Below are 23,716 nucleotides of genomic sequence, written 5' to 3'. Positions count from 1 at the left end.
TCGATAATGTTTGTACCCACACAGAACCCTTGAAAGGATATTCATCATGGCTCTGAGTGATGTGAAGGTTCGTTCGGCAAAGCCTGAAGCAAAAGCCTATAAACTTACTGATGGTGAAGGCATGGTTTTGCTGGTTCACCCTAACGGCTCCAAATACTGGCGGTTTCGTTATCGTTTCGGTGGTAAAGAGAAGATGCTGGCGCTAGGGAAGTATCCTGAAGTTTCGTTAGCTGATGCTCGATCGCGGCGAGACGAAGCGCGTAAGCTTTTAGCGAACGGCGTCGATCCCAGTGAAAACAAGAAAGCGGTTAAGGTAGAACAGGAGCAAGAGGCGATAACGTTTGAAGTGGTCGCCAGAGACTGGCATGCCAGTAATCAGAAGTGGTCTGCATCGCATAGTGCTCGTGTATTGAAAAGCCTAGAAGATAATCTCTTTGCTGCTATCGGTAAGCGGAACATTGCAGAGCTTAAGACTCGGGATCTTCTTGTACCCATTAAAGCGGTGGAGTCATCCGGACGTCTTGAAGTCGCCGCCCGTTTACAGCAGCGAACTACCGCGATTATGCGCTTTGCCGTTCAGAGCGGCTTAATCGACTACAACCCCGCGCAAGAGATTGCCGGTGCGGTTGCCACTGCTAAAAGACAGCATCGTGCGGCTCTGGAGCTTAACCGCATACCTGAATTACTTCACCGCATTGATCATTACTCCGGCAGGCCGTTAACTCGACTGGCTGTCGAACTCACTTTGTTAGTTTTCATCCGTTCAAGCGAACTGCGCTTTGCCCGTTGGTCAGAAGTGGATTTTGAAACGGCCATGTGGATGATCCCCGGTGAGCGTGAACCGTTGGACGGTGTTAAACATTCTCAGCGTGGTTCGAAGATGCGAACTCCCCATCTTGTACCCTTATCGCGGCAGGCCTTAGCTATTTTGGGAAAGATCAAAAGCATGAATGGAAATCGAGAGCTGATTTTTGTGGGCGATCACGATCCGCATAAGCCGATGAGTGAGAATACGGTGAACAAGGCTTTGCGAGTTATGGGCTATGACACCAAAACAGAAGTCTGTGGGCATGGTTTCAGGACGATGGCCTGTAGTTCACTTATTGAATCAGGATTGTGGTCGAGGGATGCGGTAGAAAGGCAGATGAGCCATCAGGAGCGTAGCTCTGTTAGGGCTGCCTACATCCATAAAGCGGAGCATCTGGGGGAGCGCCGGTTGATGCTGCAATGGTGGGCGGATTATCTGGATGCTAATCGGGAGAAAGGGGTTAGTCCGTTTGATTTTGGGAAACTAGAGTCTACGCGGTAGTAACGGCTGTCTTGAGGATAAATTTCCGCTGACGATTAAGTACTCTGAGCGAAGCCTGCCGCCTTGCGGTGGCAGGCATAGGGCTTAAGTTTTCTATTTTTTTGATACAACCTAGGTAACGCATTGGAACTACTTGATAAAATTTTCTTCGGTTAGAATGAGTGCATCATCCTCTACGGGTACTGTATTTTTTAGGAAAAATAATGGCTGTTAATCAGGCGAAAATTTTTGAGCATCTCGAGCAACTACTTGAAGGCACTGAGAAAAATGAATTTATATACGGCTTTTTAACTGCTTTTGAGTTCCCTAAATCTACCCTGAGTCAGATTCGGCAAGGTGGGGCGCGTAATGTTGCGAAAGAGCTAGGACACGTTGCATTAAAAAATAAACTCTACTACCAGCCAGTAGCGGATAATGATGATCTTGAATCTGCTTTTGACCAACGTATTGCCGATGCGGCAGTTGTAAAAAATAAGATCCGCTTTGTTCTAATAACAAATTTTGTTCGTTTTTTAGCCTGGGACACACTGACACAGGAACGTCTCGATATTGAGTTTGAAGAGTTACCACGTAACTACGGTTTTTTCTTACCGCTGGTAGGGTTGGAAAAGGCTATTCTCAATAGTGAAAACCCGGCCGATGTGAAAGCCGCTGAGAAGATGGGAAAGCTGTTTGATCTTATCAAGGAGCGTAATGATTTAAGCAAAGCAGAAGATATTCACGCGCTTAATGTTTTTCTCACTCGTTTGTTGTTTTGCTTTTTTGCCGAAGACACGGGCATCTTTGAAAAAGGTCAGTTTACTTCCGCAGTTAAGAGCTACACCGCCGAAGATGGCAGTGATTTAGATCAGTTTCTGACAGATCTGTTTGCCGTGATGAACAGCAAACCGAATAGCAAATTACGCCTGTCACTTCCGATTCATTTAGCCGCATTCCCTTATGTTAATGGTGGTTTATTCGCCAGTGATGAGCCTGTTCCAGAGTTGGGGTTGAAGGGCAGACGTATCTTACTTGAATGCAGTGCAATGGACTGGAGTGAGATTAACCCTGACATTTTCGGCAGCATGTTCCAAGCTGTGATTGATGTGGAGCAGCGTAGCCGCTTAGGACAGCATTACACTTCATACAGCAATATCATGAAAGTTATACAACCATTATTTCTGGAGCCATTGCGTTCAGAGCTTGAAAAACAACGCACAAACACGAATGGTCTCAAACGGTTGCTTCTCCGTCTGGGGAAAATGAAGGTTTTTGATCCTGCGTGTGGTTCAGGGAACTTCTTGATTGTCTCCTATAAAGAACTACGTCTTTTAGAAATGGACGTGATTCAGGCTCTTTTACAATGCGACCCACAATCCATTTTTATGAGCGGTATCCATCTCGACCAGTTTTACGGCATTGAGATTGATGATTTTGCTTGTGAAATAGCTCGGCTTTCTCTCTGGCTTGCGGAGCATCAACTAAATAAGCAGTGGGAAGAACATATTGGTTCAGCACCACCAGCGTTGCCGTTGCGATCATCAGGTAAAATTTGGAGCGGTAATAGCCTGCAAAAAGACTGGCAGGCAGTGTGTCCAAAGGGGACTGATGATGAAGTTTATGTGATTGGTAACCCGCCGTTTTTAGGGACGTTAGGCCGCTCTGATGAACAGCGTGCTGATATGCAGGCGGTATTTAGAGGTTTTAAGTCATTAGGCGGTTTGGATTTTGTTGCCTGCTGGTTCTGGAAGGGAGCGCAATATATCCAGAATAGCCGTGCTGAGCTGGCATTGGTAGCTACAAATTCGTTATGTCAGGGAGAGCAGGTAGCAACATTATGGCCTTCTATATTCGAACTGGGACTGAGTATTCATATTGCTTACCTGTAGTGGTCAACAAAAACTGGCCACAGCTTTAGAGTTTTTCCAGAACAATCGTTCTGATTCATTCGGCGTCAAACCACCATTATATTGATGAGGTCTGAGCTGGCTGTAATATCCTGTGATGTAATTCGTTATTGCCGTGCTGGCTTGGCTAAAATTCGCGTAGCCATTATCCGGTACCCACTCTGTTTTCAGGCTTCTGAAGAACCGTTCCATTGGGCTGTTATCCCAGCAATTTCCCCGGCGACTCAGGCTTTGCTTTATCTGATATCTCCACAGTAACTGTCTGAAATTCCTGCTGGTATAGTGACTGCCTTGATCCGAGTGATACAGTAAATTAGCCGGTTTTCCCCGTGCTTCCCAGGCCATCGACAGGGCTTTACCTGTCAGTGCGGAATCAGGGAAAAATGACATCGCCCAGCCAACCGGTTTACGGGAAAACAAATCGAGTACAACAGCCAGATAAGCCCAGCGTTTTCCCGTCCAGATATAAGTCACATCACCACACCAGGCCTGATTAGGCTCGGTAACAGCAAACTGGCGATCCAGATAATTAGGGATCTCAATGTGTTCCTTAGACGCCTTCTTATAACGATGGCCAGGTTGCTGACAGCTGATAATATTGAGCGCTTTCATCAGCTTTGTTGCCCGCCAGCGGCTCAGTTTTATACCTTTGGTGGTGACCATTGCGGCAATGCTTCGCGCTCCTGCTGAACCGTTACTTTCGCGATAAACTTCACGCACAAGGCTCAGTAATGCCACTCTCGTGGCGTCAGGCTTCCTGGGCTGCCGCCAGTATTTATAACTGCTGCGATGAACCCCAAACACGTTGCACACAACGGCAACAGGAAACCGCGCCCTGAGTTTCTCAACTAATGAGAATTGTTCAGGGAGTCTGACATCAAGAGCGCGGTTGTAGATTCAATTGGTCAACGCAACAGTTATGTGAAAACATGGGGTTGCGGAGGTTTTTTGAATGAGACGAACATTTACAGCAGAGGAAAAAGCCTCTGTTTTTGAACTATGGAAGAACGGAACAGGCTTCAGTGAAATAGCGAATATCCTGGGTTCAAAACCCGGAACGATCTTCACTATGTTAAGGGATACTGGCGGCATAAAACCCCATGAGCGTAAGCGGGCTGTAGCTCACCTGACACTGTCTGAGCGCGAGGAGATACGAGCTGGTTTGTCAGCCAAAATGAGCATTCGTGCGATAGCTACTGCGCTGAATCGCAGTCCTTCGACGATCTCACGTGAAGTTCAGCGTAATCGGGGCAGACGCTATTACAAAGCTGTTGATGCTAATAACCGAGCCAACAGAATGGCGAAAAGGCCAAAACCGTGCTTACTGGATCAAAATTTACCATTGCGAAAGCTTGTTCTGGAAAAGCTGGAGATGAAATGGTCTCCAGAGCAAATATCAGGATGGTTAAGGCGAACAAAACCACGTCAAAAAACGCTGCGAATATCACCTGAGACAATTTATAAAACGCTGTACTTTCGTAGCCGTGAAGCGCTACACCACCTGAATATACAGCATCTGCGACGGTCGCATAGCCTTCGCCATGGCAGGCGTCATACCCGCAAAGGCGAAAGAGGTACGATTAACATAGTGAACGGAACACCAATTCACGAACGTTCCCGAAATATCGATAACAGACGCTCTCTGGGGCATTGGGAGGGCGATTTAGTCTCAGGTACAAAAAACTCTCATATAGCCACACTTGTAGACCGAAAATCACGTTATACGATCATCCTTAGACTCAGGGGCAAAGATTCTGTCTCAGTAAATCAGGCTCTTACCGACAAATTCCTGAGTTTACCGTCAGAACTCAGAAAATCACTGACATGGGACAGAGGAATGGAACTGGCCAGACATCTAGAATTTACTGTCAGCACCGGCGTTAAAGTTTACTTCTGCGATCCTCAGAGTCCTTGGCAGCGGGGAACAAATGAGAACACAAATGGGCTAATTCGGCAGTACTTTCCTAAAAAGACATGTCTTGCCCAATATACTCAACATGAACTAGATCTGGTTGCTGCTCAGCTAAACAACAGACCGAGAAAGACACTGAAGTTCAAAACACCGAAAGAGATAATTGAAAGGGGTGTTGCATTGACAGATTGAATCTACAGTAGCCTTTTTTAATATATCCCGTTCCATTTCAACGCGTTGAAGTCTTTTCTTCAACTCACGTATCTCAATCTGCTCAGGTGTCATGGGTGAAGCTATGGGTGATTTTCCCGCTCGCTCTTCTTTCAGTTGTCGAACCCATTTATCCATCGTGGATTTGCCGACATTCATCGCAGTGGCAGCGGCGGCAACGGTGTAATGCTGATCGAGTACAAGCTGGGCAGCCTCGAGGCGAAACTCGGGGCTAAAATTGCGTCTGTTACGTCCGGTCATAATGTCACCTGTTTTGACTATGAGGTGATGATATCACCTCTATTCAGGTGGCCAAATTCACTATGCCACTACAAGATGATATCAAGTCCAGCCCGGAATCTCAGTGAGATAAAAGGATATGATTGTCTGATACCTGATACTGACCATTTCACGGACAGAAACTGAGTAACAGTTCATATAGACAATTCCTTAACAAAAATGAGGCATATTTACCCCCTTATTTGTCGTTTCGTTCATGACAATAGACGCTATCCTACTGGAACCCTGACGTACACAGAACCAGGATACTATTATTCGACCATTTTTCCCCCGTGAGGAATGGTCTTTTTTTCATTAACTTGCCATTACCCCGATGAATTTGAAGCCCAGAATACCGGTGCATTAAGTCCTAAAAATAACGATTACCTACACATACCTCACATTTGTTACATTGCACAACAATTAAGCAACGTGGCTATCTGAACCATAAGCTGGTATGATATTTGCAAACTGATGAATACATAACATCAGACAGTTTATTGAAGCGGTCCGGGGGATGTCGCCGGACCGCTTTTTTTATTTGAAGGGCTTTGTTGAATAAATCAGATTTCGGGTAAGTCTCCCCCGTAGCGGGTTGTGTTTTCAGGCAATACGCACGCTTTCAGGCATACCTGCTTTCGTCATTTTGTTCAGCGCTCGTACCAGGGCCATAGCCTCCGCAACCTGACCATCGTAGTCACGCAGCGTCAGTGAACCCCCGAACAGCTGTTTTACCCGGTACATCGCCGTTTCCGCTATCGAGCGACGGTTGTAATCTGTTGTCCATTTCCACCGCGCATTACTCCCGGTCATTCGCTGATTAGCCACTGCACGGTTACGGTCTGCATATTCACCGGGCCAGTAACCCGCACCTTTTCGGGGAGGGATAAGCGTGCTGATTTTCTTACGCCGCAGTTCATCGTGACAGAGCCGGGTGTCGTAAGCGCCGTCTGCCGATGCTGCCCTGATTTTTCTGTGAGTCTGCCGGATAAGACCCGGGAAGGCTTCTGAGTCCGTCACATTGTTCAGCGACAGGTCTGCACAGATGATTTCATGTGTGTTGCTGTCAACTGCCAGATGCAACTTTCGCCATATACGACGGCGTTCTTTGCCGTGTTTTTTGACTTTCCATTCGCCTTCACCAAAGACCTTCAGCCCGGTGGAATCAATCACCAGATGCGCGATTTCACCCCGGGTGAACGTTTTGAAACTGACATTAACCGACTTTGCGCGCTTGCTGACACTGGTGTAATTCGGGCAGCGCAACGGAACATTCATCAGTGTAAAAATGGAATCAATAAAACCCTGTGCAGCCCGCAGGGTCAACCTGAACACGCGTTTAATGACCAGAACGGTGGTGATGGCGAGATCAGAATAGCGCTGAGGTCTTCCCCGTGATGAAGGCGTTGTCGACTCATACCAGGCCTGAATAGCTTCATCATCCAGCCAGAAAGTTATGGAGCCACGGTTGATGAGGGCTTTATTGTAGGTGGGCCAGTTGGTGATTTTGAACTTTTGCTTTGCCACGGAACGGTCTGCGTTGTCGGGAAGATGCGTGATCTGATCCTTCAACTCAGCAAAAGTTCGATTTATTCAACAAAGCCAAAAAGAGTATGTACTTTCCGGCCTTCAGCCAAAAGATATTCACTCACCACGCTGTCCAGCGCGTTCAAAATCATGTCTGGTAATACGTTAAACACCGCAACAAGCCAGTCTATATAACAGCCTGAAAAAAATGAAAAAATAAATCATAAGAATTCTAAAGTATATCTGCGTATATGCCGATACACCTATATATTTACCATGGAGGTTCTATGTCTATATCAATACAAACTAATACAAGTATAAAAAGTTCTAACAGTTCAGCTAATAGTGAATCATCTCAGATATCACAAATTTTAAAGAAGATACAGTCACTTACAGAAAAACTTGGTAAGGTGTCGTCAGAAGATGGTATGACAACAGATCAGAAGAAAGAGATGGTGGCTATCATACAAAAGCAAATTCAAAGTTTGTCTGCTCAATTACAACAGTTACTAAAACAGCAGGCTGAGAAGCAGGACAAGGAAACGCAGACTCAGTCAGGTAAAAGGGAAGATAAGAACCTCGAAAATACTATTGATGTTTATGTATGAATAGGTATTCCGGTGTGGACAACCCTCACAACCGTTGAATAATTTTGGCCTCGTGACGAGGCCTATTCAAAGGTCTCCGGACAGACGTCACCGAGATGACCGTGGCGCCGGACCCTTTAAATCATTCAATTAATAACCTTACTTGTAGAGGTTCTCTCACTTAACATGTTCCTAGCCTAGCGGGGACAAATGCGATAGCAGTTGCTCGTTGATCTTCATCCCTTTACGCTTCAGGGCATCGACCGCTCTTTCCATATAGACGGTATTCCACAACGAGATAGCTGCCGTCAGCAGCGTCAGTCCGCTGGCGCGGTAGCTCTGATTTTCCGGTTTACGATCCTTGATTTCACCCAGACGGAGAAGGAATACCGCGCGCGCCAGCGCGTTACGGGCTTCTCCTTTATTCAGTCCCGCCTGGACCCGCCGACGAAGTGCCGGATCGCGGAACCTGTCGAGCATATACAGCATTCGTTCAATACGGCCAATTTTCCTCAGTGCTTTGGCAAGTCCGTTTTGCTTGGGGTAGCTGGCTCGTCACGGTTCCCTGCTTTATCGAGGTTGCCAGGCGCAGCACTTCACGCCAGTGAATTTCGATCTCTTTCAGATGGAACTGGTCACCCTGACCTGCTCTCCATTGATTATCAGAGGCCAATGTTAGTCCCGCATCAGGGTAATCATGACAAATTCTCACTTCCGCTCTTCGCTCACAGCGGACCTTCAGATTTGTTAGCTCGTCCGCTGCGTGCCAAGAGCGGACATTATAGATGGTATATGTAGAAAGTGAACATGCGTCGATTGTATAATTTAGCAGTCACTTAATTATTGGATAACTAACACAAGTATGGCCGTTGCTTATAGCATACATTTGGTTTCCCTTAAGATTTACAAATGGAAATGTCGTATACTCATAATTTATAGAGGTCATATTAAATGTAAGGAATTTATCTTCAAGATCTAATTTTGTTGAGTGGGCAGGGTATGTTCCTTCATTTTTCATTGTGATAATAAAACCGATAGGGAAAAAATGTAAAGCACAAATAAATGCCACATGTCCTTCGTTCATAAATGCTACGCTTTGAGCGGATATGTGCATTCTGTGTGGGTAAAACCAGTAGTAAATATCATGAGTCTCCTCAAAACTTGGATTTTTACCCAAAACATAATCCTTTAAAGGTGTATAGAAGGGGCTATCTACGGGTTCTTTTTTACAATCTTCAACTGAAGTTGCTGATAGCACGTGTCCAATCATAGCCTTAGTGAAAGATATGCTATCAAAAGGTATTCTAATGAATGGATATACATTCATACCATTCATATATTGACTCAACTGTTCTTTAAAGGAGTTTGCTACATTTTCAATTGCAACATCGAACCCACCTAACACCTTATTGTTGCAGTGACTGCAAATGGTTCTGAAATAAGATCCGTTTTTAGCATTTAATGGTTTAACTGGTTCCTGGGCATTAAAAAATTCGCTAACTGTTTTCTGAAGGACAGGACCTAAGATTATGGCGCACTTTGGAGGGACGTGATCTTTTGTGAGCAAGTCAAATTTTCCACAAATATTGCAATAACCTTTAGTAACGCCATTGTGCTTCCATCGTTCACTAATTTTTGTCATTTTTATTCCTTCAGTAGCATAAGCTATCTTTACCTTTTTTAATCCTATCAAAGATACAACTTAACGTCAGGAAAATGATAATGTTTACCTAAGTAATACAATTAACTTCAACGCGTAACAGTCTGCTTCTCGCTCTAAGCGGACCTTGAGTGCGGCCCTCCACTTTGTGCCAGAAACGGACGTTTATGCAGATATTGCCGCTGTAAAAGCAACTAAATCTGCAAAGCAGGATTTGCTTAAAGCAACATAGCCACCAGTACCATGCACAACAGCATCACGTAGATTCGCGCGTGCCAGACATCAGGGACGGCGGGAATCACCCGGCGGCTAAATACTATACCCGCCCAGCCAGCCACCAGGAGCAGGCCCAGAATCTTCAGGCTGATAAAACCCACAAAACCGCCTGCCGAAATTTTGTGCCAACCACTTATCGCATAGGTCACCGCACCGCACAACGCCACCGGCAGGGAAAGCGGATTAGCCGCGCTAATACACTCTCGCATCGTATGACCGTGTCGCCGCAACAACGGCACCGTCATTACGCTGCCACCCACGCCCAGCAATGCGGCAATTGTGCCGATTAGCATACCGCCACCGGTGACCGTCAAAAGTGACAAACGACGCGGAGCATTGCCGCTGAAGAAACCTTTGCGCAACAGACAGTCCCCAATTGTAATCAGCATATAAAAAATAAACAGCTCGCGAATCAACACCTCGCTTAATATTCCCGCCAACCACGAACCGGCCACTGCGCCCACGGCGATAAACCACAACAGCGGGAATAAGATGGGCAAAGAAAGCCTGCCCGCACGCCAGTTTTGAAAGCTGACCCAGCCCGCGTTAAAAATCATCACCGCCGTTGAAGTGGCCACGGCGATATGCATCGCATCACTTGCCAGCGGTGGCTGCCGCACCAGCAGCTGGTAAACAAACGGTACCACTACAAAGCCGCCGCCAAAGCCAAAAAGCACTGTTGTCGTGCCGGTAGTAAAACCGGCCAGTGCGATAATCATCAGATCGTTCAAAGAAGTATCTCGTTGTGAAAATGAGCCAGCAGCTTATCGCGCCGGTGCCACGCTTCCCATTTGCATAGCGCTCAATTATCCTTTCAAATCGGTCAGAAGGAGGCGAATGTGCGAAACAGAAAAATTGACGATTTAGATCATCTGAATCGGGAGGTAGTAGCGCTAGGAAACGACTATGCGGAGGGATTTTTCCTGCAACCACACCAGCACCGCCGCGCGCAGCTTCTGTATGGCGCAACAGGACTGATGCACGTTTCAACCTGTGACGGAGAATGGGTGGTTCCCCCACAGCATGCGGTATGGATCCCACCCGACACCATACACGCGGTCCGGTTTGTGGGCGTTACCACCCGTAGCTTATATATTGAACCCACATACACGATGGGGTTTATTAAACACCGTCGCTGTGAAGTGGTAAGCGTATCGCCATTACTACGTCAGTTACTGCTTGAAGCGGTGGATTTGCCGCCGCTATATGAAAGCGCACGCGATTGTGCGCTGGTAAAGTTGCTATTACTGGAACTGGCGGCAATGCCGGTTCGCGAGTTCGACATTCCGCTTCCCCGACATCCGGCTCTGCTGGCGCTTTGTCAGGCGTTTTTAATCGCCCCGTCTGTTCACGATCCTGCTGAGCGCTGGGCCAGGGCGCTGTTTATGAGCGCCAGCACATTTCGCCGCCTTTTTTTACGGGAAATCGGCATGTCATTTTCGGCCTGGCGCCAGCGAGCTTGTGTGGTCCGCGCGCTGGCGTTGTTGATAACAGGCAGGCCGGTGTTTGACGTGGCGCTCTCTCTTGGATACGACAATGCCTCATCGTTCGCGACGATGTTCCGCCGCGTTACGGGGCAGACACCCTCATTTTATCATCCTGTATAATCTCAAAACGACTGCATATTCATAATGTGCACTATTCGCTCAAAGCGAACCTTCTGCCAGTTGTGAAAGATAACCCTTCGCACGAAGGTTCTTACCAGCTACTGTCTCATACATCCCTCCGAACCGGCAGCTAATAAAGATCCGACTTCAGGGGTTTTCGGATCTCAACGAGACAGGAGAGAAACTGTATGTAGGTTCTGTACTGTATGTACGATATGTATCAAATGTATTGTATGTATTATTTGTATTTTATGTATTGTTTATTTTTTTGCACCGGACGTACCATGATGTCATTCCCTGTAAAACCGGAGCCAGACCATGACCACCCTCTCCCCGGACACCGTCCGCCGCATTGAAGACGCCGCTGCCGCCCTGATCGCCGCCGGCACCCTGAACCCGACCAACGAGCAGGTCCGTCAGTACCTCGGCGGCGGCTCCCTGTCCCACATCTCCCCGGTGATGCGCGCGTTCCGCGCCCGCCAGCGCGAGCAGGCCGCTGAGCAGACCGCGCCCCTGCCGCCGGAGCTGGCGCAGTTGCTGACCGGCCAGCTGGGGCTGCTGTGGCAGGCGGCCGTGAAACAGGCTGAAGCCGGGGTCCTGGCGGCGCGTGAGCAGGCTGACGACGACATAGCCCGTGCCGACCAGGAGCGGGATGAGGCCCTGGCGAAGGTGGCTGCCCTGGAGAGCGAGCTGGCGGTGCTGCGCGAGGTGGTAGCCGAACGTGACCGCCTGCTGCAGGAGGTGCGCGAGCTGCGCGCGGAGGCGCTGCCGCTGCGTGAGCAGGTGGCCCGCCTGACCGCCACCGGCGAACACCTGGCGGCGCAGCTGCAGGACACGAAAGCGGAGCTGAAGGAGTCCCGGGAGGACGGTCGTCAGCTTCAGGCCGAACTGCTGGCCCTGGCCCGCCATGACGGGAAGGTGAAGAAATGAGACAGGAAAGAACATTACGTATAAAGGCGTTTCGGCGGGCGCTGGAGCTTGGCGCCGGTGAACGGGCTGACGGGTGCCGTCATTTTCCTCGATGGAAAGAGGAACTGAGGAATTTCCCGCACGGCAGCTGCGATTTAGCCAGCAACACACTGGCGAAGTACCTGACAGATACTGAGGGATGCCATCCGTGCATCATTTTTATGGAAGGGAACGCAGGCTTTCAGGAAGCGGAAAACTCAACGGTTCACGGGCATGTCATCGTATTGCTGGACGGGGAATATATAGATCTGACGCTGGATCAGTTTCCAGAATATCCGGAGTATATCCCGGCTGAAGCTGTCGAGTCAGGTGGCCCACTGGGAAAACTTCTGCGCAATATCATGAAGCATGAAGACCCGGTAAAAACCCGTCGGGTTGATCTCAATGGTGGCGAAAAGTTGTATGCCTGGTTACGCGATACCGCCGACGAAGTGCTGGCTGCGGACCCGGAATGGCAGGCCTGGGAACAGTCCATAGAAGAAGCAAGGGAAGCCGCTTTTAAGGCGTTCCCGTTTCTGTCTGACATGCAGAAAACTGAGTGCGAACAGGGCCCGGACAGTCAGGAGGCTGCCAGATGAAGATTTATCATTACACTGACCTGAACGGACTGAAGGGCATCATCGAATCAGGCTCACTGTGGGCGACGCACTTTTCCTTCCTCAATGACAGCAATGAGCTGACTCACGGAATGAACTGCCTTGAGAATGCCCTGCAGTACCTGAGGGACGACTTTAACCCGAAAACCCTGAAGTTCATCGAACAGGCACTGACACACTTCAGAATGCACCGGGCTGCTCATGTCTATAACCTGTCGTTCTGTCTCGAACCCGACCTGTTAAGCCAGTGGCGGGGTTATGGCAGCTCTCAGGGCGTGTGCCTGGAATTTGATGATGAAGAGCTGCTTGCCTCCCTGGAATTAACTCAATATCAGGTGTTTAAAAACCGGGTACTCTATGGAAGGTGCGAACAAGTTCCTGATATGAGATCATCATATTCATCCGGAGCGCATCCCAGAGGGACATCATGAGCCATCAACTCACCTTCGCCGATAGTGAATTCAGCACTAAGCGCCGTCAGACCCGAAAAGAGATTTTCCTCTCCCGCATGGAGCAGATTCTGCCATGGCAGAATATGACCGCTGTCATCGAGCCGTTTTATCCCAAGGCGGGCAATGGCCGACGGCCCTATCCGCTGGAGACCATGCTGCGTATTCACTGCATGCAGCATTGGTACAACCTGAGCGACGGTGCCATGGAAGATGCCCTGTACGAAATCGCCTCCATGCGCCTGTTTGCCCGATTATCCTTGGATAGCGCCCTGCCGGATCGCACCACCATCATGAATTTCCGCCACCTGCTCGAGCAGCATCAACTGGCACGTCAATTGTTCAAGACCATCAATCGCTGGCTGGCCGAAGCAGGCGTCATGATGACCCAAGGCACTTTGGTGGATGCCACCATCATTGAGGCCCCCAGCTCTACCAAGAACAAAGAGCAGCAACGCGATCCGGAGATGCATCAGACCAAGAAAGGCAATCAGTGGCACTTTGGCATGAAGGCCCACATTGGTGTCGATGCCAAGAGTGGCCTGACCCACAGCCTGGTCACCACCGCGGCCAACGAGCATGACCTCAATCAGCTGGGTAATCTGCTTCATGGAGAGGAGCAATTTGTCTCAGCCGATGCCGGCTACCAAGGAGCGCCACAGCGCGAGGAGCTGGCCGAGGTGGATGTGGACTGGCTGATCGCCGAGCGTCCCGGCAAGGTAAAAACCTTGAAGCAGCATCCGCGCAAGAACAAAACGGCCATCAACATCGAATACATGAAAGCCAGCATCCGTGCCAGGGTGGAGCACCCGTTTCGCATCATCAAGCGGCAGTTCGGCTTCGTGAAAGCCAGATACAAAGGGCTGCTGAAAAACGATAACCAACTGGCGATGTTATTCACCCTGGCCAACCTGTTTCGGGTGGACCAAATGATACGTCAGTGGGAGAGATCTCAGTAAAAACCGGAAATAACGCCAGAAATGGTGGAAAAAATAGCCTAAATAGGCTGATTCGATGTGTTTGCGGGAAAAAAATCGGCCCAGATCCGCGAAATTTTAATCAGCGAGTCAGCTTGGGAAGAAATGACCTGCTTATTCGCACCTTCCCTAATGGATGAGTTTTTTAAAGATTTTCAGGTAGCCAGAGGGAATTTTAAGATTGAATTTTACTATCCTGAGAATAATGGCAATATCAGTTTACTAAAAGTTTATAGGTTGATCTCGCTGTTTATTAAAGAGGGATTGCTTCGCTTGTCCACGGAATATATGCTTTCATCACCAGCACATGCTTTCTGTGCTGGTGAGATACTCAATAACAGTCACGAAATTACTCTGTGATTCCAGGCGTCTTTATAAATGATATTCCCATCACAGTGCTTCCAGGTAATAGCTTCATATCTTAGCTGAATAGTTTCATTATGGGTTCCTGTTCCCGAACCGGGGAATAAATTTGGTGTGATGCCTGTCACTTTTACATTTTCTAAAATGATATTAAAATATTCACTTTCAATACCAACCTCCAGAATTTGATACATTTTTATTGTGGCTGATTTTAATGTCTGGTTTTCACTTAACGCCTTATACAAAAGGGGCGTTGTTTTATCAAACTCTTTCTGTATTGTAATCGGTGCGTGCACACGAGTTCCTGTTAGTCTACCTGTATTTCCATCTACAGGGACAGACAGGTGATGAGTGACTGCTTTCAGTTCAATAGCACCAATGCGTCCAGCGACTTGTGAGTTTCCCATTACAGGGGAACCATTTGCATCGGTTAACCACAGATAGGCTGGGTTTGACATGATTAGTCCTTATCTATATTTATATGGGAAGGGAAATAAAGCATGATGATAATCCAAATGAACGTTCCAATAATTTTTATGGGCCAGGGGTCAAGAAAAGAGAAACAGGCGAGGACCCCTGCGATTAGCAATGGCCCGGATAATAGGTCAAGTACTCCGCCCATCAGGCATATCTTTGTTGGTAAGAACCTATTGACTATAAAGGCGATGATATAAGCACTTCCAACGATGATAATAATGGCAAGGATTTTATCTTGCCATAAATCGAACTCCAGAAGAGAAATTAAACATAGGCTGGCAATATAACCACAAAACAATAAGTTTATTATTAGGGTGATAAGTTTTTTCATGTTACCAGACCTTAGATTTGTTGTTTAAATGCTCTCCCACTAACTCAATTATTTTTATAAAAACAGGTTTTCCTTCTGTATATCCAGCATGTATAGCATCAACGAAAGGTTGTACTGCATCAATGAAAAGAAAATAAAGAAGATCGTAATCATGAGGTCTTAATAACGCGTATATCTCGGGTGCATCTGTACTGAGGCCATCTGATGTCCTGATAGAACGTTCGGTCATACCTCCCAATAAAAGGAAGGTGCTTAACAGTGTTATGGGATTACCTTTACCCTCAAAGACAACATAAGTGAAAGATGTTTTTTCGATAACGGCTTTCGCAATGTTTGAGGCGATTGTATTTGCAATAATCCTTCCAGCTATAGATGTAATAACGACTCTGTATATTTTTTCTTGTGCCTTTTCGGATAAGAAATTGTTAAAAAGATGAAAGATGCGAGAAACAGCATTGACGATATTCTCATAATTTAGAATGTCATTTTTTATGGCTGTCATGATGCGAATACGTTCTGTTTCTCGTTTAAATCTGCTGTCTGTATCAAAGACACCGTAAATCATATATCCATAATCTAAAGGAACAGACAGACCACCATTGATAAGTCCTGTGACTGTATCAGGTGAAATGATAATGTTATAGATCCTTCTTGCAATGCCTTCTATATCGGCCATGGCAATCCCTTAATAAAATAAGATGGCTGGAAACGATAACATGTAAATAACAAAAATTGATGGTGAAATAGTTGACCTAACTAACAGTTTCTCAAATAACATTAAGAATATCGATATGTATTATTAATTAGAGATATTTATTCTTAAACTAAATATTCTGGTGCTGATATAAAAAATCACATGAAAATTCGTCACCAATAAAGGCGCCCGCAGGCGCCTCAATGACAATCACACACTCACCCCTTCGACGCTTTCCCCGCTATCACCGCGATAAACTCCAGCACCTGCTTTTGTTTGCGTGCCGACAGTTTTTCCACTTTGCGCAGCGATTTCATCAGCGCTGACTCTTCGGGCTGGGGTTTTTGGGCGGTGAGCACGATGCAGCCTTGCATTACGCGCACATCGACGCGGGTGCCGGTGTCGAATCCGGCGGCTTTCAGCCACATCCCCTTCATCACAATGGACGGAAACTGGACGTACTTCACCGGCAAACGGCTGTAATCGGGATAACGGCTCGCATAACCCACCTTCAGGCGACGGTTATCTGCGGCGTGCACTTCTGGATCAAACGAAACTGCAATACAATGCGTATCAGTCATGGTGACTATTCCTTGTAAATAGTGACTGCGATCAGCGATGCGGGGGTGTTGGTAGCACCTTCGCATCGCGCTAATAAAACCCCTGTAAATTACGCCAGTACCTCGGGTGAAGTCCAGATGTAAATACAATGAAATAAGCGCGAATAGCACGCTTTTGGAATAAATAGAAAACTCCTTCATCCCAATAATTCCGTATTATTCACCATATAAATTCATCACCTTTTACACGCCCAAATATTCCCGCGTTCCAGAAAACAACGCCTGTCGGCATCGGGCAAAAAATGCGATCTAACTCACGGAAGCAAATAGCAAACTCTGAAACAACACCATTTTGTACACTTTGCTTTACACTTTTAGTGATGTGAATCACAAATATAATCTCATGAAGTGATCCGACTCTCACAAAACGGGGTGTACTCATTCACCAATACATAATGAGCACAGCCTGGAAAGTTAAGTTTTCAGTATTTCCCCTCTCCACGGGCGCACTACCGCGAACGGCAAATCAACACGCAAAAAAAAACTTGTTGAATATGAACGGGTAAAAAAATGACGTGTGATTTGTATCACTCACATTTACAGCTTTTTAAATTATTGCCAGTGATTAATGTTGACCGGGCTATTTCCATAATCAATCAAATCTTGCATAGTGCCTGCACATTATTTCTCCCCCTGGATCAGGAGGCGAATAGTTATATTTCATCAAGGCTTACTGATGAACCCGATATGCTTTACTTCACATTAATACGTACATGACCACTGTTACTGGAGAAACAAAATGAATTATCCGGCAGAACCCTTCCGTATTAAAAGCGTTGAAACTGTATCTATGATCCCGCGTGATGAGCGCCTTAAGAAAATGCAGGAAGCGGGTTACAATACTTTCCTGTTAAACTCGAAAGATATTTATATTGACCTGCTGACCGACAGTGGCACCAACGCGATGAGCGATAAGCAGTGGGCCGGAATGATGATGGGTGATGAAGCCTACGCGGGCAGCGAAAACTTCTATCATCTGGAAAGAACCGTGCAGGAACTGTTCGGCTTTAAACATATTGTTCCGACTCACCAGGGGCGCGGCGCAGAAAACTTATTATCACAACTGGCTATTAAACCAGGGCAATATGTTGCCGGGAATATGTATTTCACCACCACCCGTTATCACCAGGAAAAAAATGGTGCGGTATTTGTCGATATCGTGCGTGACGAAGCGCACGATGCCGGTCTGAATATTGCATTTAAAGGTGATATCGATCTTAAAAAATTACAAAAGCTGATTGATGAAAAAGGCGCTGAGAATATTGCCTATATCTGCCTGGCGGTGACGGTGAACCTCGCGGGCGGGCAGCCAGTCTCGATGGCGAACATGCGTGCGGTGCGTGAACTGACGGCAGCACACGGCATTAAAGTGTTCTACGATGCCACCCGCTGCGTGGAAAACGCCTACTTTATCAAAGAGCAAGAGCAGGGCTTTGAGAACAAGAGCATCGCCGCGATCGTGCATGAGATGTTCAGCTACGCCGACGGTTGTACCATGAGTGGTAAAAAAGACTGTCTGGTGAACATCGGCGGCTTCCTGTGCATGAACGATGACGAAATGTTCTCTTCTGCCAAAGAGTTAGTCGTGGTCTATGAAGGGATGCCATCTTACGGCGGCCTGGCCGGACGCGACATGGAAGCCATGGCGATTGGCCTGCGCGAAGCCATGCAATATGAGTACATCGAGCACCGCGTGAAGCAGGTTCGCTACCTGGGCGACAAGCTGAAAGCCGCTGGTGTACCGATTGTTGAACCGGTTGGCGGTCACGCGGTATTCCTCGATGCGCGTCGCTTCTGCGAGCATCTGACGCAGGACGAGTTCCCGGCGCAAAGCCTGGCTGCCAGCATCTATGTGGAAACTGGCGTACGCAGTATGGAACGCGGAATTATCTCTGCGGGCCGTAATAATATGACCGGTGAACACCACAGACCGAAACTGGAAACCGTGCGTCTGACTATTCCACGTCGTGTTTATACCTACGCACATATGGATGTCGTGGCTGACGGTATTATTAAACTTTACCAGCACAAAGAAGATATTCGCGGGCTGAAGTTTATTTACGAGCCGAAGCAGCTGCGCTTCTTTACTGCACGCTTTGATTATATCTAAATTATTTTTATGGCCCCATCATCAGATGGGGCTTTTTTGTCTTTCTTTTCCATGAACAGGAAGCCTTTGCGGTGCCCGTTACCGTGACATAACTAAAAGAAGCAAACCCTGACTCCGACATTTTTATTATCCGCATGATGTACAAATGACAGCTGTAATTATAACGAATAGTCTACAGGAACATTTATCATGGATATTAATGCCATTGAGCGACAGAGTAGTACCCCCGGACTGATTAGCGGAACCATGTTGGTTATCGCAACCGTTGTGGGTGGCGGGATGTTTTCCCTGCCGATTGCGATGGCCGGCGTATGGTTTCCCGGCGCCTCTGTTATTCTTCTGTTTATCGCCATCATGATGTTATTAACCGGTCTGATGCTGGTTGAAGTTAACCTGCATTATGGCGCCGGTGCCAGTTTTAATACCTTTACCCAGGATTTATTAGGCCGAAAGTGGAATATCGTGGTCGGTATCGCTTTCGGCTTTGTGCTGTATATTCTGACCTATGCTTATATTTCTGGTTCGTCGGCGGTGATGGCGCAAACCGTGTTCAAATACAGCGGCGTGCGCTTTCCGGCGAATATCTCGGTGGTGATCGTCAGTATGCTGGTCGGGGCGATTGCCTGGTACAGCTCACTGCTGGTCGGGCGCATCACCACTGTGTTGATTATCGGTAAATTTATCGCGTTCTTTGCCACCTTCTCCGGGCTGGTCGGTCATATCGAAGTGGCGAAACTCGTGGACAGCGTAGCGGTAGCGCTGCCGAATTCGCAGTACCTGCCGTACATTCTGATGACGCTGCCGTTCTGTATTATCTCGTTTGGTTTTCACGGTAACGTGCCGAGCCTGGTCAAGCTGTATGGCAAGGGCGGTGTCTCACATATTACGCGTTCGATTATCATCGGCACGCTGTTTGCCCTGCTGCTGTACATCTTCTGGCTGGGCGTCACGATGGGTAACATCAGCCGTTCCTCATTCCCGCCGATTATCGCCAAAGGCGGCAATATTGACGTGTTTGTCGAGGCGATCAGCGAACTGTTCACCAGCCGCTATATGGATCTGATCCTGACCTTCTTCGGCAACTTCGCAGTAGCCAGTTCCCTGCTGGCGGCGACGCTTGGCTTGTTCGATTATATCGCCGACCTGTTTCACTTCCCGGATGACGGCATGGGCCGCCTGAAAACCGCGCTGGTGACCTACTTTCCGCCAGCCGCCGTGTGCTTCTTCTTCCCGAACGGTTTTGTGCACGCGATTGGTTACGCCGGCCTGGCCTTTACCATCTGGAGCGTGATCCTGCCGCCGTTCCTGGTGAAAGCGGCGCGAAAACGTTTTCCGACCGCCAGCTATACCGCGCCGTGTAATAACACCGTGCTCAATCTGGTGATTGTCTGTGGGGCGGTTGTTTATCTGACGGTTGTTCTCGACGTATTTGGTCTGCTGCCAACGTTTCGTTAGACGGAGTCAAAATGAAAAACGTGTTGTCTGTTCAGTCGTCAGTCGTTTATGGCTATGCCGGAAATAAAGCCGCCGTGTTGCCGATGCAGCTCTCGGGGATCGATGTCTGGCCGTTTTACACCGTACAGTTTTCCAACCACACCCAGTACGGGATGTGGCAGGGCATGGCGATGCCGCACGGCGAGCTGAGCGCCATCATCAGCGGGCTGGACGACCTGCAAAAGCTGGCGCAATGCGATGCCGTACTGTCGGGTTATCTCGGTGATAAACGTCATTGCGAAGAGGTAAAGCACGCGGTCACCACCATTCGCCAGCGTAACCCGCAGGCGCTCTACTTTTGCGATCCGGTAATGGGCGACCCGCAAAAAGGCTGCATTGTCGCGCAGGGCGTGGAGTCCTTTTTTGTCGATGACGCCATTCAACTGGCCGACATAATGGGGCCGAATCTGTATGAGCTGGGCGTGCTGACGGGCAGACAACTGCGTAGTTTTGACGAGGTGGTGGAAGCGGCGCAGCAGCTGGTGGCGTGGGGTGTGAAGAAGGTGCTGGTGAAGCATCTCGGCGACTGCTCACGTGATAAGCAGGCGTTTGAAATGCTGCTGGTGACGGCGGAACAGACGTTACACATCGCCCGGCCGCTGTATACCTTTGCCAAAATGCCGGTGGGCGTTGGGGATCTGATTTGCAGCGTGATGCTGGCCTCACTGCTCAATGGCTATGAGGACAAGCTGGCGCTGGAGCGGACGACCAGTGTTGTCGATGCGGTGATGCGGCTGACGAAAGAGCGCGACTCGTATGAACTGCGGCTGATAGACGCGCGTCATCAGATTATGGACCCACCGGTTCGCTATCAGGCAACGGTGATCTGACGCCGCAAGGGGGCTCTGTGTTTCTGACATTGCTGCGGCTTCAGCATCCGTTGGTCTACCGTTTTGCGTGGCTGCGTATTTGGGTCGTGATGTTAAGAGCGTGCGGACTGCGTAAGAGAAAGGGGTGAGCATTTTACGCCGCTGTCGCTGCCGGATGCGGCTCGCGCCTTATCCGGCCTACAAATGAGCGTGAAATGCAGGCCTACAAATAAGTGTGAAATGTAGGCCTGATAAGCGAAGCGCCATCAGGCATAAGTGCCAGGTTTTACACGCGGAAGTAGCGTGGTGGAATCAACGCAGAGAAAGCGTCGAACTTCTTCACCATCTTTTTCCAGAACAACATAACAACAATCCTCGATTTGAAACATCGGCGCTATTTTAGTCAGCGCCGACAAATCGTAAAGCCAACGGCGTTGTTCCGATCTTAAGGCGGTGTAAACCTTTTTGGTCACTATGCCGTCAAAAACGATTGCCGCAAATTTGACGGGGTTGACAATACGTTACGCCATAAACCAGTAGTAAAAGAGGCCAACTTTTAAACCAAGGATCACGATGTAGGCACAGCAGTATTTCATGGTGCCGGACATTATCTGGTTGGCCTGGCCGTCCATTTTGGTGGCCGAAACCGCAATGGCGATGCTTTGCGGCGAGATCATTTTCCCGCCCGTTGCGCCAGAGGTATTGGCCGCCGCCAGCCAGTTGGGATCGATATGTAACTTGCTGGCAGCTATGGTTTGCAGCTTGCCGAACAGAATGTTCGAGTTGGTGTCGCTGCCGGTCACAAACGTGCCCAGCGCGCCGATGACCGGGGCGAGGAAGACGTACGAGCTGCCGGTCAGATCGACAATCGACTGGGCCAGCGTGGAGATAATCCCGCTGAGATCCATCACTGTGGCCAGCGCGACGATCGCCATAATCGCGACGATAGAGTTTTTAAGCTGGAAAATGGTTTTGATAAACACTTCCAGCATCCCGCGTGCAGATGCTCCCTGAATAAAACCGCCGATGATGGTCGCAAAGATGATTAGCATCCCCGGCGTGGTTACCCATTCCACTTTCAGCGCCAGCGTTTGGCCATCGGCCAGCGTGAAATGCAGCACCGAGGCCAGTTGGGACGCCGCGGCTTTTACTGACGGGAATAATGGTGAGCACAACAGGATAAACACGAAAATAAACAGATAAATAGAGCCCACGCGGAACAACACTTTTGCCGAGCGCGGTGTGGTTTCGCGGGTATGGCTGACCTCAATGCGCCATTCGGGATCGGTTTTCCCTTTGCGCAGGCGACTGGCAATGGCCACGGCAAACAGGCTGACCAGGCTTCCGGCAAAGGCGGGTAATTCCGCGCCAAGATGGATAGCGACAAAATATTGCGGAACCAGCGTGGTGATGCCGCAAATCAGCGTGATCAGAAATACGCCGCGAATAGCCTTCAGACCGCCGCCAATAATGCAAATAATCACAAATGGCAGCAGGATATTAAACAGCGCGAGCTGCAGAATAATGGTTCCGCCGAGGGTATAAACCGGCAGGTTAACCTGTTCCGCCAGTATGGAGACGGGAATACCCACCGCACCAAACGCTGTAGGTACGGTATTTGCCACCAGAGAGGCAATCGCCGCCTTCAGCGGGTTGAATCCCAGTGCGATAAGAATGCCGATCGGAATGGCGACCGCCGTGCCATAACCCGCCGCGGCTTCAAGAAATCCACCAAAGCACCATGAAATCAGCAACACCTGAATACGCTTATCTTCGCTAATGCTGGCGAGAATATCGCGCAGAATATCCAGCGCTTTGGTCGCCTGCATGACGTTATAACTGAAGATAGCGCCGAGGATCACAATCACAATCGGCCATAATCCCTTCAGTGCGCCATAGCCTATTGCGGCTTGCAGATTCTGTACCGGCATCGCCCAGAATATCGCTGATAGCGCGGCGGTGAATACTAAAGAGATCAACACAGAATAATGGATGGGCATTTTCAATTTCAATATTAAAAATACCATCAGTAGTAACGGAGAGAGTGCCAGGGCAAACATAAAATATTCGTTCATTGCTATTCCCGATTGGTTCATTAAACCTGATTTATATTTATGACGGGGAGGCTACATTGCTGCTCTAATAAAGTATGTAAACTGAATCGCTTCAGTGAATAAAGTAATTATGATTAATGCTTTTGTAACTATTGTAATCTTTTAATTAAAACCCGCTGTCAGATAAATATACTTAAGAGTAAGCCTAATACCTATAAGTAGTTATTTAATAACCTTTTTAATAATGGTAATGACGAGAGTAGTACTCACCTGAAACTGTTTTTAAGGTGTTAATAACGCGGTGGTTTTCAATATAAAAATGTGAGCAAGGCCGAAAGAAATAAACCAGGGTGTTGCATGCGCGAGTCGATTAGAGGATTATTTGTTTTTGTCATACAAATGAAAATACAGACATTTGCGATTGTCCTGATATAAGACGCGGAGAGTCGCCAGCAACGGAAAACGATCCGAACATCACCATGAATCCAGGCATGAGTAAAACCAAAAAACGAAAAACTGG

The 23,716-nt window shown here is 48.1% G+C and carries 21 protein-coding genes and 5 pseudogenes; 15 read left to right on the top strand and 11 right to left on the bottom strand.

Annotated elements, in window-relative coordinates:
* The first annotated feature begins 46 nt into the window (after positions 1–46).
* Together HV261_RS23100 and HV261_RS23095 are read left to right on the top strand one after the other, a co-directional pair.
* Entirely contained in the window at positions 47–1,309 is a 1,263-nt protein-coding gene (locus tag HV261_RS23100; protein WP_137400471.1) for a tyrosine-type recombinase/integrase, read from the top strand.
* A gap of 203 nt (positions 1,310–1,512) precedes the next feature.
* Entirely contained in the window at positions 1,513–3,177 is a 1,665-nt protein-coding gene (locus HV261_RS23095) for a DNA methyltransferase (protein ID WP_202039632.1), read from the top strand.
* 3 nt (positions 3,178–3,180) lie between these two features.
* On the opposite strand, the pseudogene HV261_RS23090 reads toward HV261_RS23095, so the two are convergent.
* Positions 3,181–4,080 (bottom strand): annotated as a pseudogene (locus HV261_RS23090) (IS3 family transposase); the annotation flags it as partial.
* Here HV261_RS23090 and HV261_RS27790 point away from each other — a divergent pair.
* Both HV261_RS27790 and HV261_RS23085 read left to right on the top strand, forming a co-directional pair.
* Positions 4,071–4,151 (top strand): annotated as a pseudogene (locus HV261_RS27790) (hypothetical protein); the annotation flags it as partial. The pseudogenes HV261_RS23090 and HV261_RS27790 overlap by 10 nt on opposite strands.
* Positions 4,148–5,299 (top strand): IS30-like element IS30 family transposase, encoded by a 1,152-nt coding sequence (locus HV261_RS23085; RefSeq protein ID WP_001254932.1) that lies wholly within the window; start codon positions 4,148–4,150, stop codon positions 5,297–5,299. The pseudogene HV261_RS27790 and the gene HV261_RS23085, both read left to right, overlap by 4 nt.
* 12 nt (positions 5,300–5,311) lie before the next feature.
* Here HV261_RS23085 and HV261_RS23080 read toward each other — a convergent pair.
* Both HV261_RS23080 and HV261_RS23075 read right to left on the bottom strand, forming a co-directional pair.
* Positions 5,312–5,578: pseudogene (locus HV261_RS23080) on the bottom strand (transposase); the annotation flags it as partial.
* Positions 5,579–6,199: 621 nt separating this feature from the next.
* Positions 6,200–7,168, bottom strand: coding sequence for an IS5 family transposase (locus HV261_RS23075; RefSeq protein ID WP_166465259.1), 969 nt, complete (start codon positions 7,166–7,168; stop codon positions 6,200–6,202).
* Between the two features lie 242 nt (positions 7,169–7,410).
* Between HV261_RS23075 and HV261_RS23070 the strand changes: the two genes are divergently transcribed.
* Positions 7,411–7,731 (top strand): FlxA-like family protein, encoded by a 321-nt coding sequence (locus HV261_RS23070; protein WP_049040620.1) that lies wholly within the window; start codon positions 7,411–7,413, stop codon positions 7,729–7,731.
* A gap of 174 nt (positions 7,732–7,905) precedes the next feature.
* On the opposite strand, the pseudogene HV261_RS23065 reads toward HV261_RS23070, so the two are convergent.
* The 3 genes and pseudogenes from HV261_RS23065 to HV261_RS23055 form a co-directional block, all read right to left on the bottom strand.
* Positions 7,906–8,347: pseudogene (locus tag HV261_RS23065) on the bottom strand (Tn3 family transposase); the annotation flags it as partial.
* 195 nt (positions 8,348–8,542) lie between these two features.
* Complete coding sequence (locus tag HV261_RS23060; RefSeq protein WP_202039631.1) at positions 8,543–9,352, bottom strand: chaperonin; 810 nt, start codon at positions 9,350–9,352, stop codon at positions 8,543–8,545.
* Positions 9,353–9,588: 236 nt separating this feature from the next.
* Positions 9,589–10,377 carry a sulfite exporter TauE/SafE family protein gene (locus tag HV261_RS23055; protein WP_049040622.1) on the bottom strand — a complete coding sequence of 263 codons (789 nt, stop codon included), beginning with the start codon at positions 10,375–10,377 and terminating at the stop codon, positions 9,589–9,591.
* Positions 10,378–10,485: 108 nt separating this feature from the next.
* Between HV261_RS23055 and HV261_RS23050 the strand changes: the two genes are divergently transcribed.
* From HV261_RS23050 to HV261_RS23025, 7 genes and pseudogenes are all read left to right on the top strand, one after another.
* Complete coding sequence (locus tag HV261_RS23050) at positions 10,486–11,253, top strand: AraC family transcriptional regulator (protein WP_042201098.1); 768 nt, start codon at positions 10,486–10,488, stop codon at positions 11,251–11,253.
* A gap of 318 nt (positions 11,254–11,571) precedes the next feature.
* Positions 11,572–12,183, top strand: a complete 612-nt coding sequence (locus tag HV261_RS23045) for a DNA-binding protein (RefSeq protein WP_042201100.1) — start codon at positions 11,572–11,574, stop codon at positions 12,181–12,183.
* Positions 12,180–12,800 (top strand): hypothetical protein, encoded by a 621-nt coding sequence (locus HV261_RS23040; RefSeq protein WP_042201102.1) that lies wholly within the window; start codon positions 12,180–12,182, stop codon positions 12,798–12,800. Before HV261_RS23045 ends, HV261_RS23040 begins: the two co-directional genes overlap by 4 nt.
* Positions 12,797–12,988 (top strand): annotated as a pseudogene (locus HV261_RS27785) (hypothetical protein); the annotation flags it as partial. The gene HV261_RS23040 and the pseudogene HV261_RS27785, both read left to right, overlap by 4 nt.
* A gap of 15 nt (positions 12,989–13,003) precedes the next feature.
* Positions 13,004–13,249 carry a DUF2971 domain-containing protein gene (locus HV261_RS27780; protein WP_239670530.1) on the top strand — a complete coding sequence of 82 codons (246 nt, stop codon included), beginning with the start codon at positions 13,004–13,006 and terminating at the stop codon, positions 13,247–13,249.
* Positions 13,246–14,226 (top strand): IS5-like element ISKpn26 family transposase, encoded by a 981-nt coding sequence (locus HV261_RS23030; protein ID WP_000019445.1) that lies wholly within the window; start codon positions 13,246–13,248, stop codon positions 14,224–14,226. Before HV261_RS27780 ends, HV261_RS23030 begins: the two co-directional genes overlap by 4 nt.
* Before the next feature lie 57 nt (positions 14,227–14,283).
* Positions 14,284–14,604 (top strand): DUF1493 family protein, encoded by a 321-nt coding sequence (locus tag HV261_RS23025; protein WP_202039630.1) that lies wholly within the window; start codon positions 14,284–14,286, stop codon positions 14,602–14,604.
* Here HV261_RS23025 and tssD read toward each other — a convergent pair.
* From tssD to symE, 4 genes are all read right to left on the bottom strand, one after another.
* Positions 14,586–15,065 carry an Hcp family type VI secretion system effector gene (gene tssD / locus HV261_RS23020; protein WP_202039629.1) on the bottom strand — a complete coding sequence of 160 codons (480 nt, stop codon included), beginning with the start codon at positions 15,063–15,065 and terminating at the stop codon, positions 14,586–14,588. The genes HV261_RS23025 and tssD overlap by 19 nt on opposite strands.
* Before the next feature lie 2 nt (positions 15,066–15,067).
* Positions 15,068–15,415, bottom strand: coding sequence for a hypothetical protein (locus HV261_RS23015; protein ID WP_202039628.1), 348 nt, complete (start codon positions 15,413–15,415; stop codon positions 15,068–15,070).
* Between the two features lies 1 nt (position 15,416).
* Entirely contained in the window at positions 15,417–16,091 is a 675-nt protein-coding gene (locus HV261_RS23010) for an Ssp6 family T6SS pore-forming effector (RefSeq protein WP_202039627.1), read from the bottom strand.
* A 236-nt stretch (positions 16,092–16,327) separates the two neighbouring features.
* Positions 16,328–16,690: an endoribonuclease SymE gene (gene symE / locus HV261_RS23005; RefSeq protein WP_202039626.1), complete on the bottom strand. Its 363-nt coding sequence runs from the start codon at positions 16,688–16,690 to the stop codon at positions 16,328–16,330.
* 778 nt (positions 16,691–17,468) lie between these two features.
* On the opposite strand from symE, the gene HV261_RS23000 reads away from it, so the two are divergent.
* The 3 genes from HV261_RS23000 (at position 17,469) to pdxY (ending at position 21,163) form a co-directional block, all read left to right on the top strand.
* Positions 17,469–18,839, top strand: coding sequence for a tyrosine phenol-lyase (locus tag HV261_RS23000; protein ID WP_202039625.1), 1,371 nt, complete (start codon positions 17,469–17,471; stop codon positions 18,837–18,839).
* A gap of 189 nt (positions 18,840–19,028) precedes the next feature.
* Positions 19,029–20,294: an aromatic amino acid transporter gene (locus tag HV261_RS22995; protein ID WP_137383860.1), complete on the top strand. Its 1,266-nt coding sequence runs from the start codon at positions 19,029–19,031 to the stop codon at positions 20,292–20,294.
* An 11-nt stretch (positions 20,295–20,305) separates the two neighbouring features.
* Positions 20,306–21,163 (top strand): pyridoxal kinase PdxY, encoded by an 858-nt coding sequence (gene pdxY, locus HV261_RS22990; RefSeq protein ID WP_202039624.1) that lies wholly within the window; start codon positions 20,306–20,308, stop codon positions 21,161–21,163.
* A 500-nt stretch (positions 21,164–21,663) separates the two neighbouring features.
* Here the strand turns inward: pdxY and HV261_RS22985 are convergent, their stop codons facing one another.
* Positions 21,664–23,217: an L-lactate permease gene (locus tag HV261_RS22985; protein WP_202039623.1), complete on the bottom strand. Its 1,554-nt coding sequence runs from the start codon at positions 23,215–23,217 to the stop codon at positions 21,664–21,666.
* Positions 23,218–23,716: the final 499 nt, after the last annotated feature.

Source organism: Citrobacter sp. RHBSTW-00671 (assembly GCF_014103415.1).
Lineage (GTDB): Bacteria > Pseudomonadota > Gammaproteobacteria > Enterobacterales > Enterobacteriaceae > Citrobacter.
This window is presented reverse-complemented; position numbering and strand designations above follow the sequence as displayed.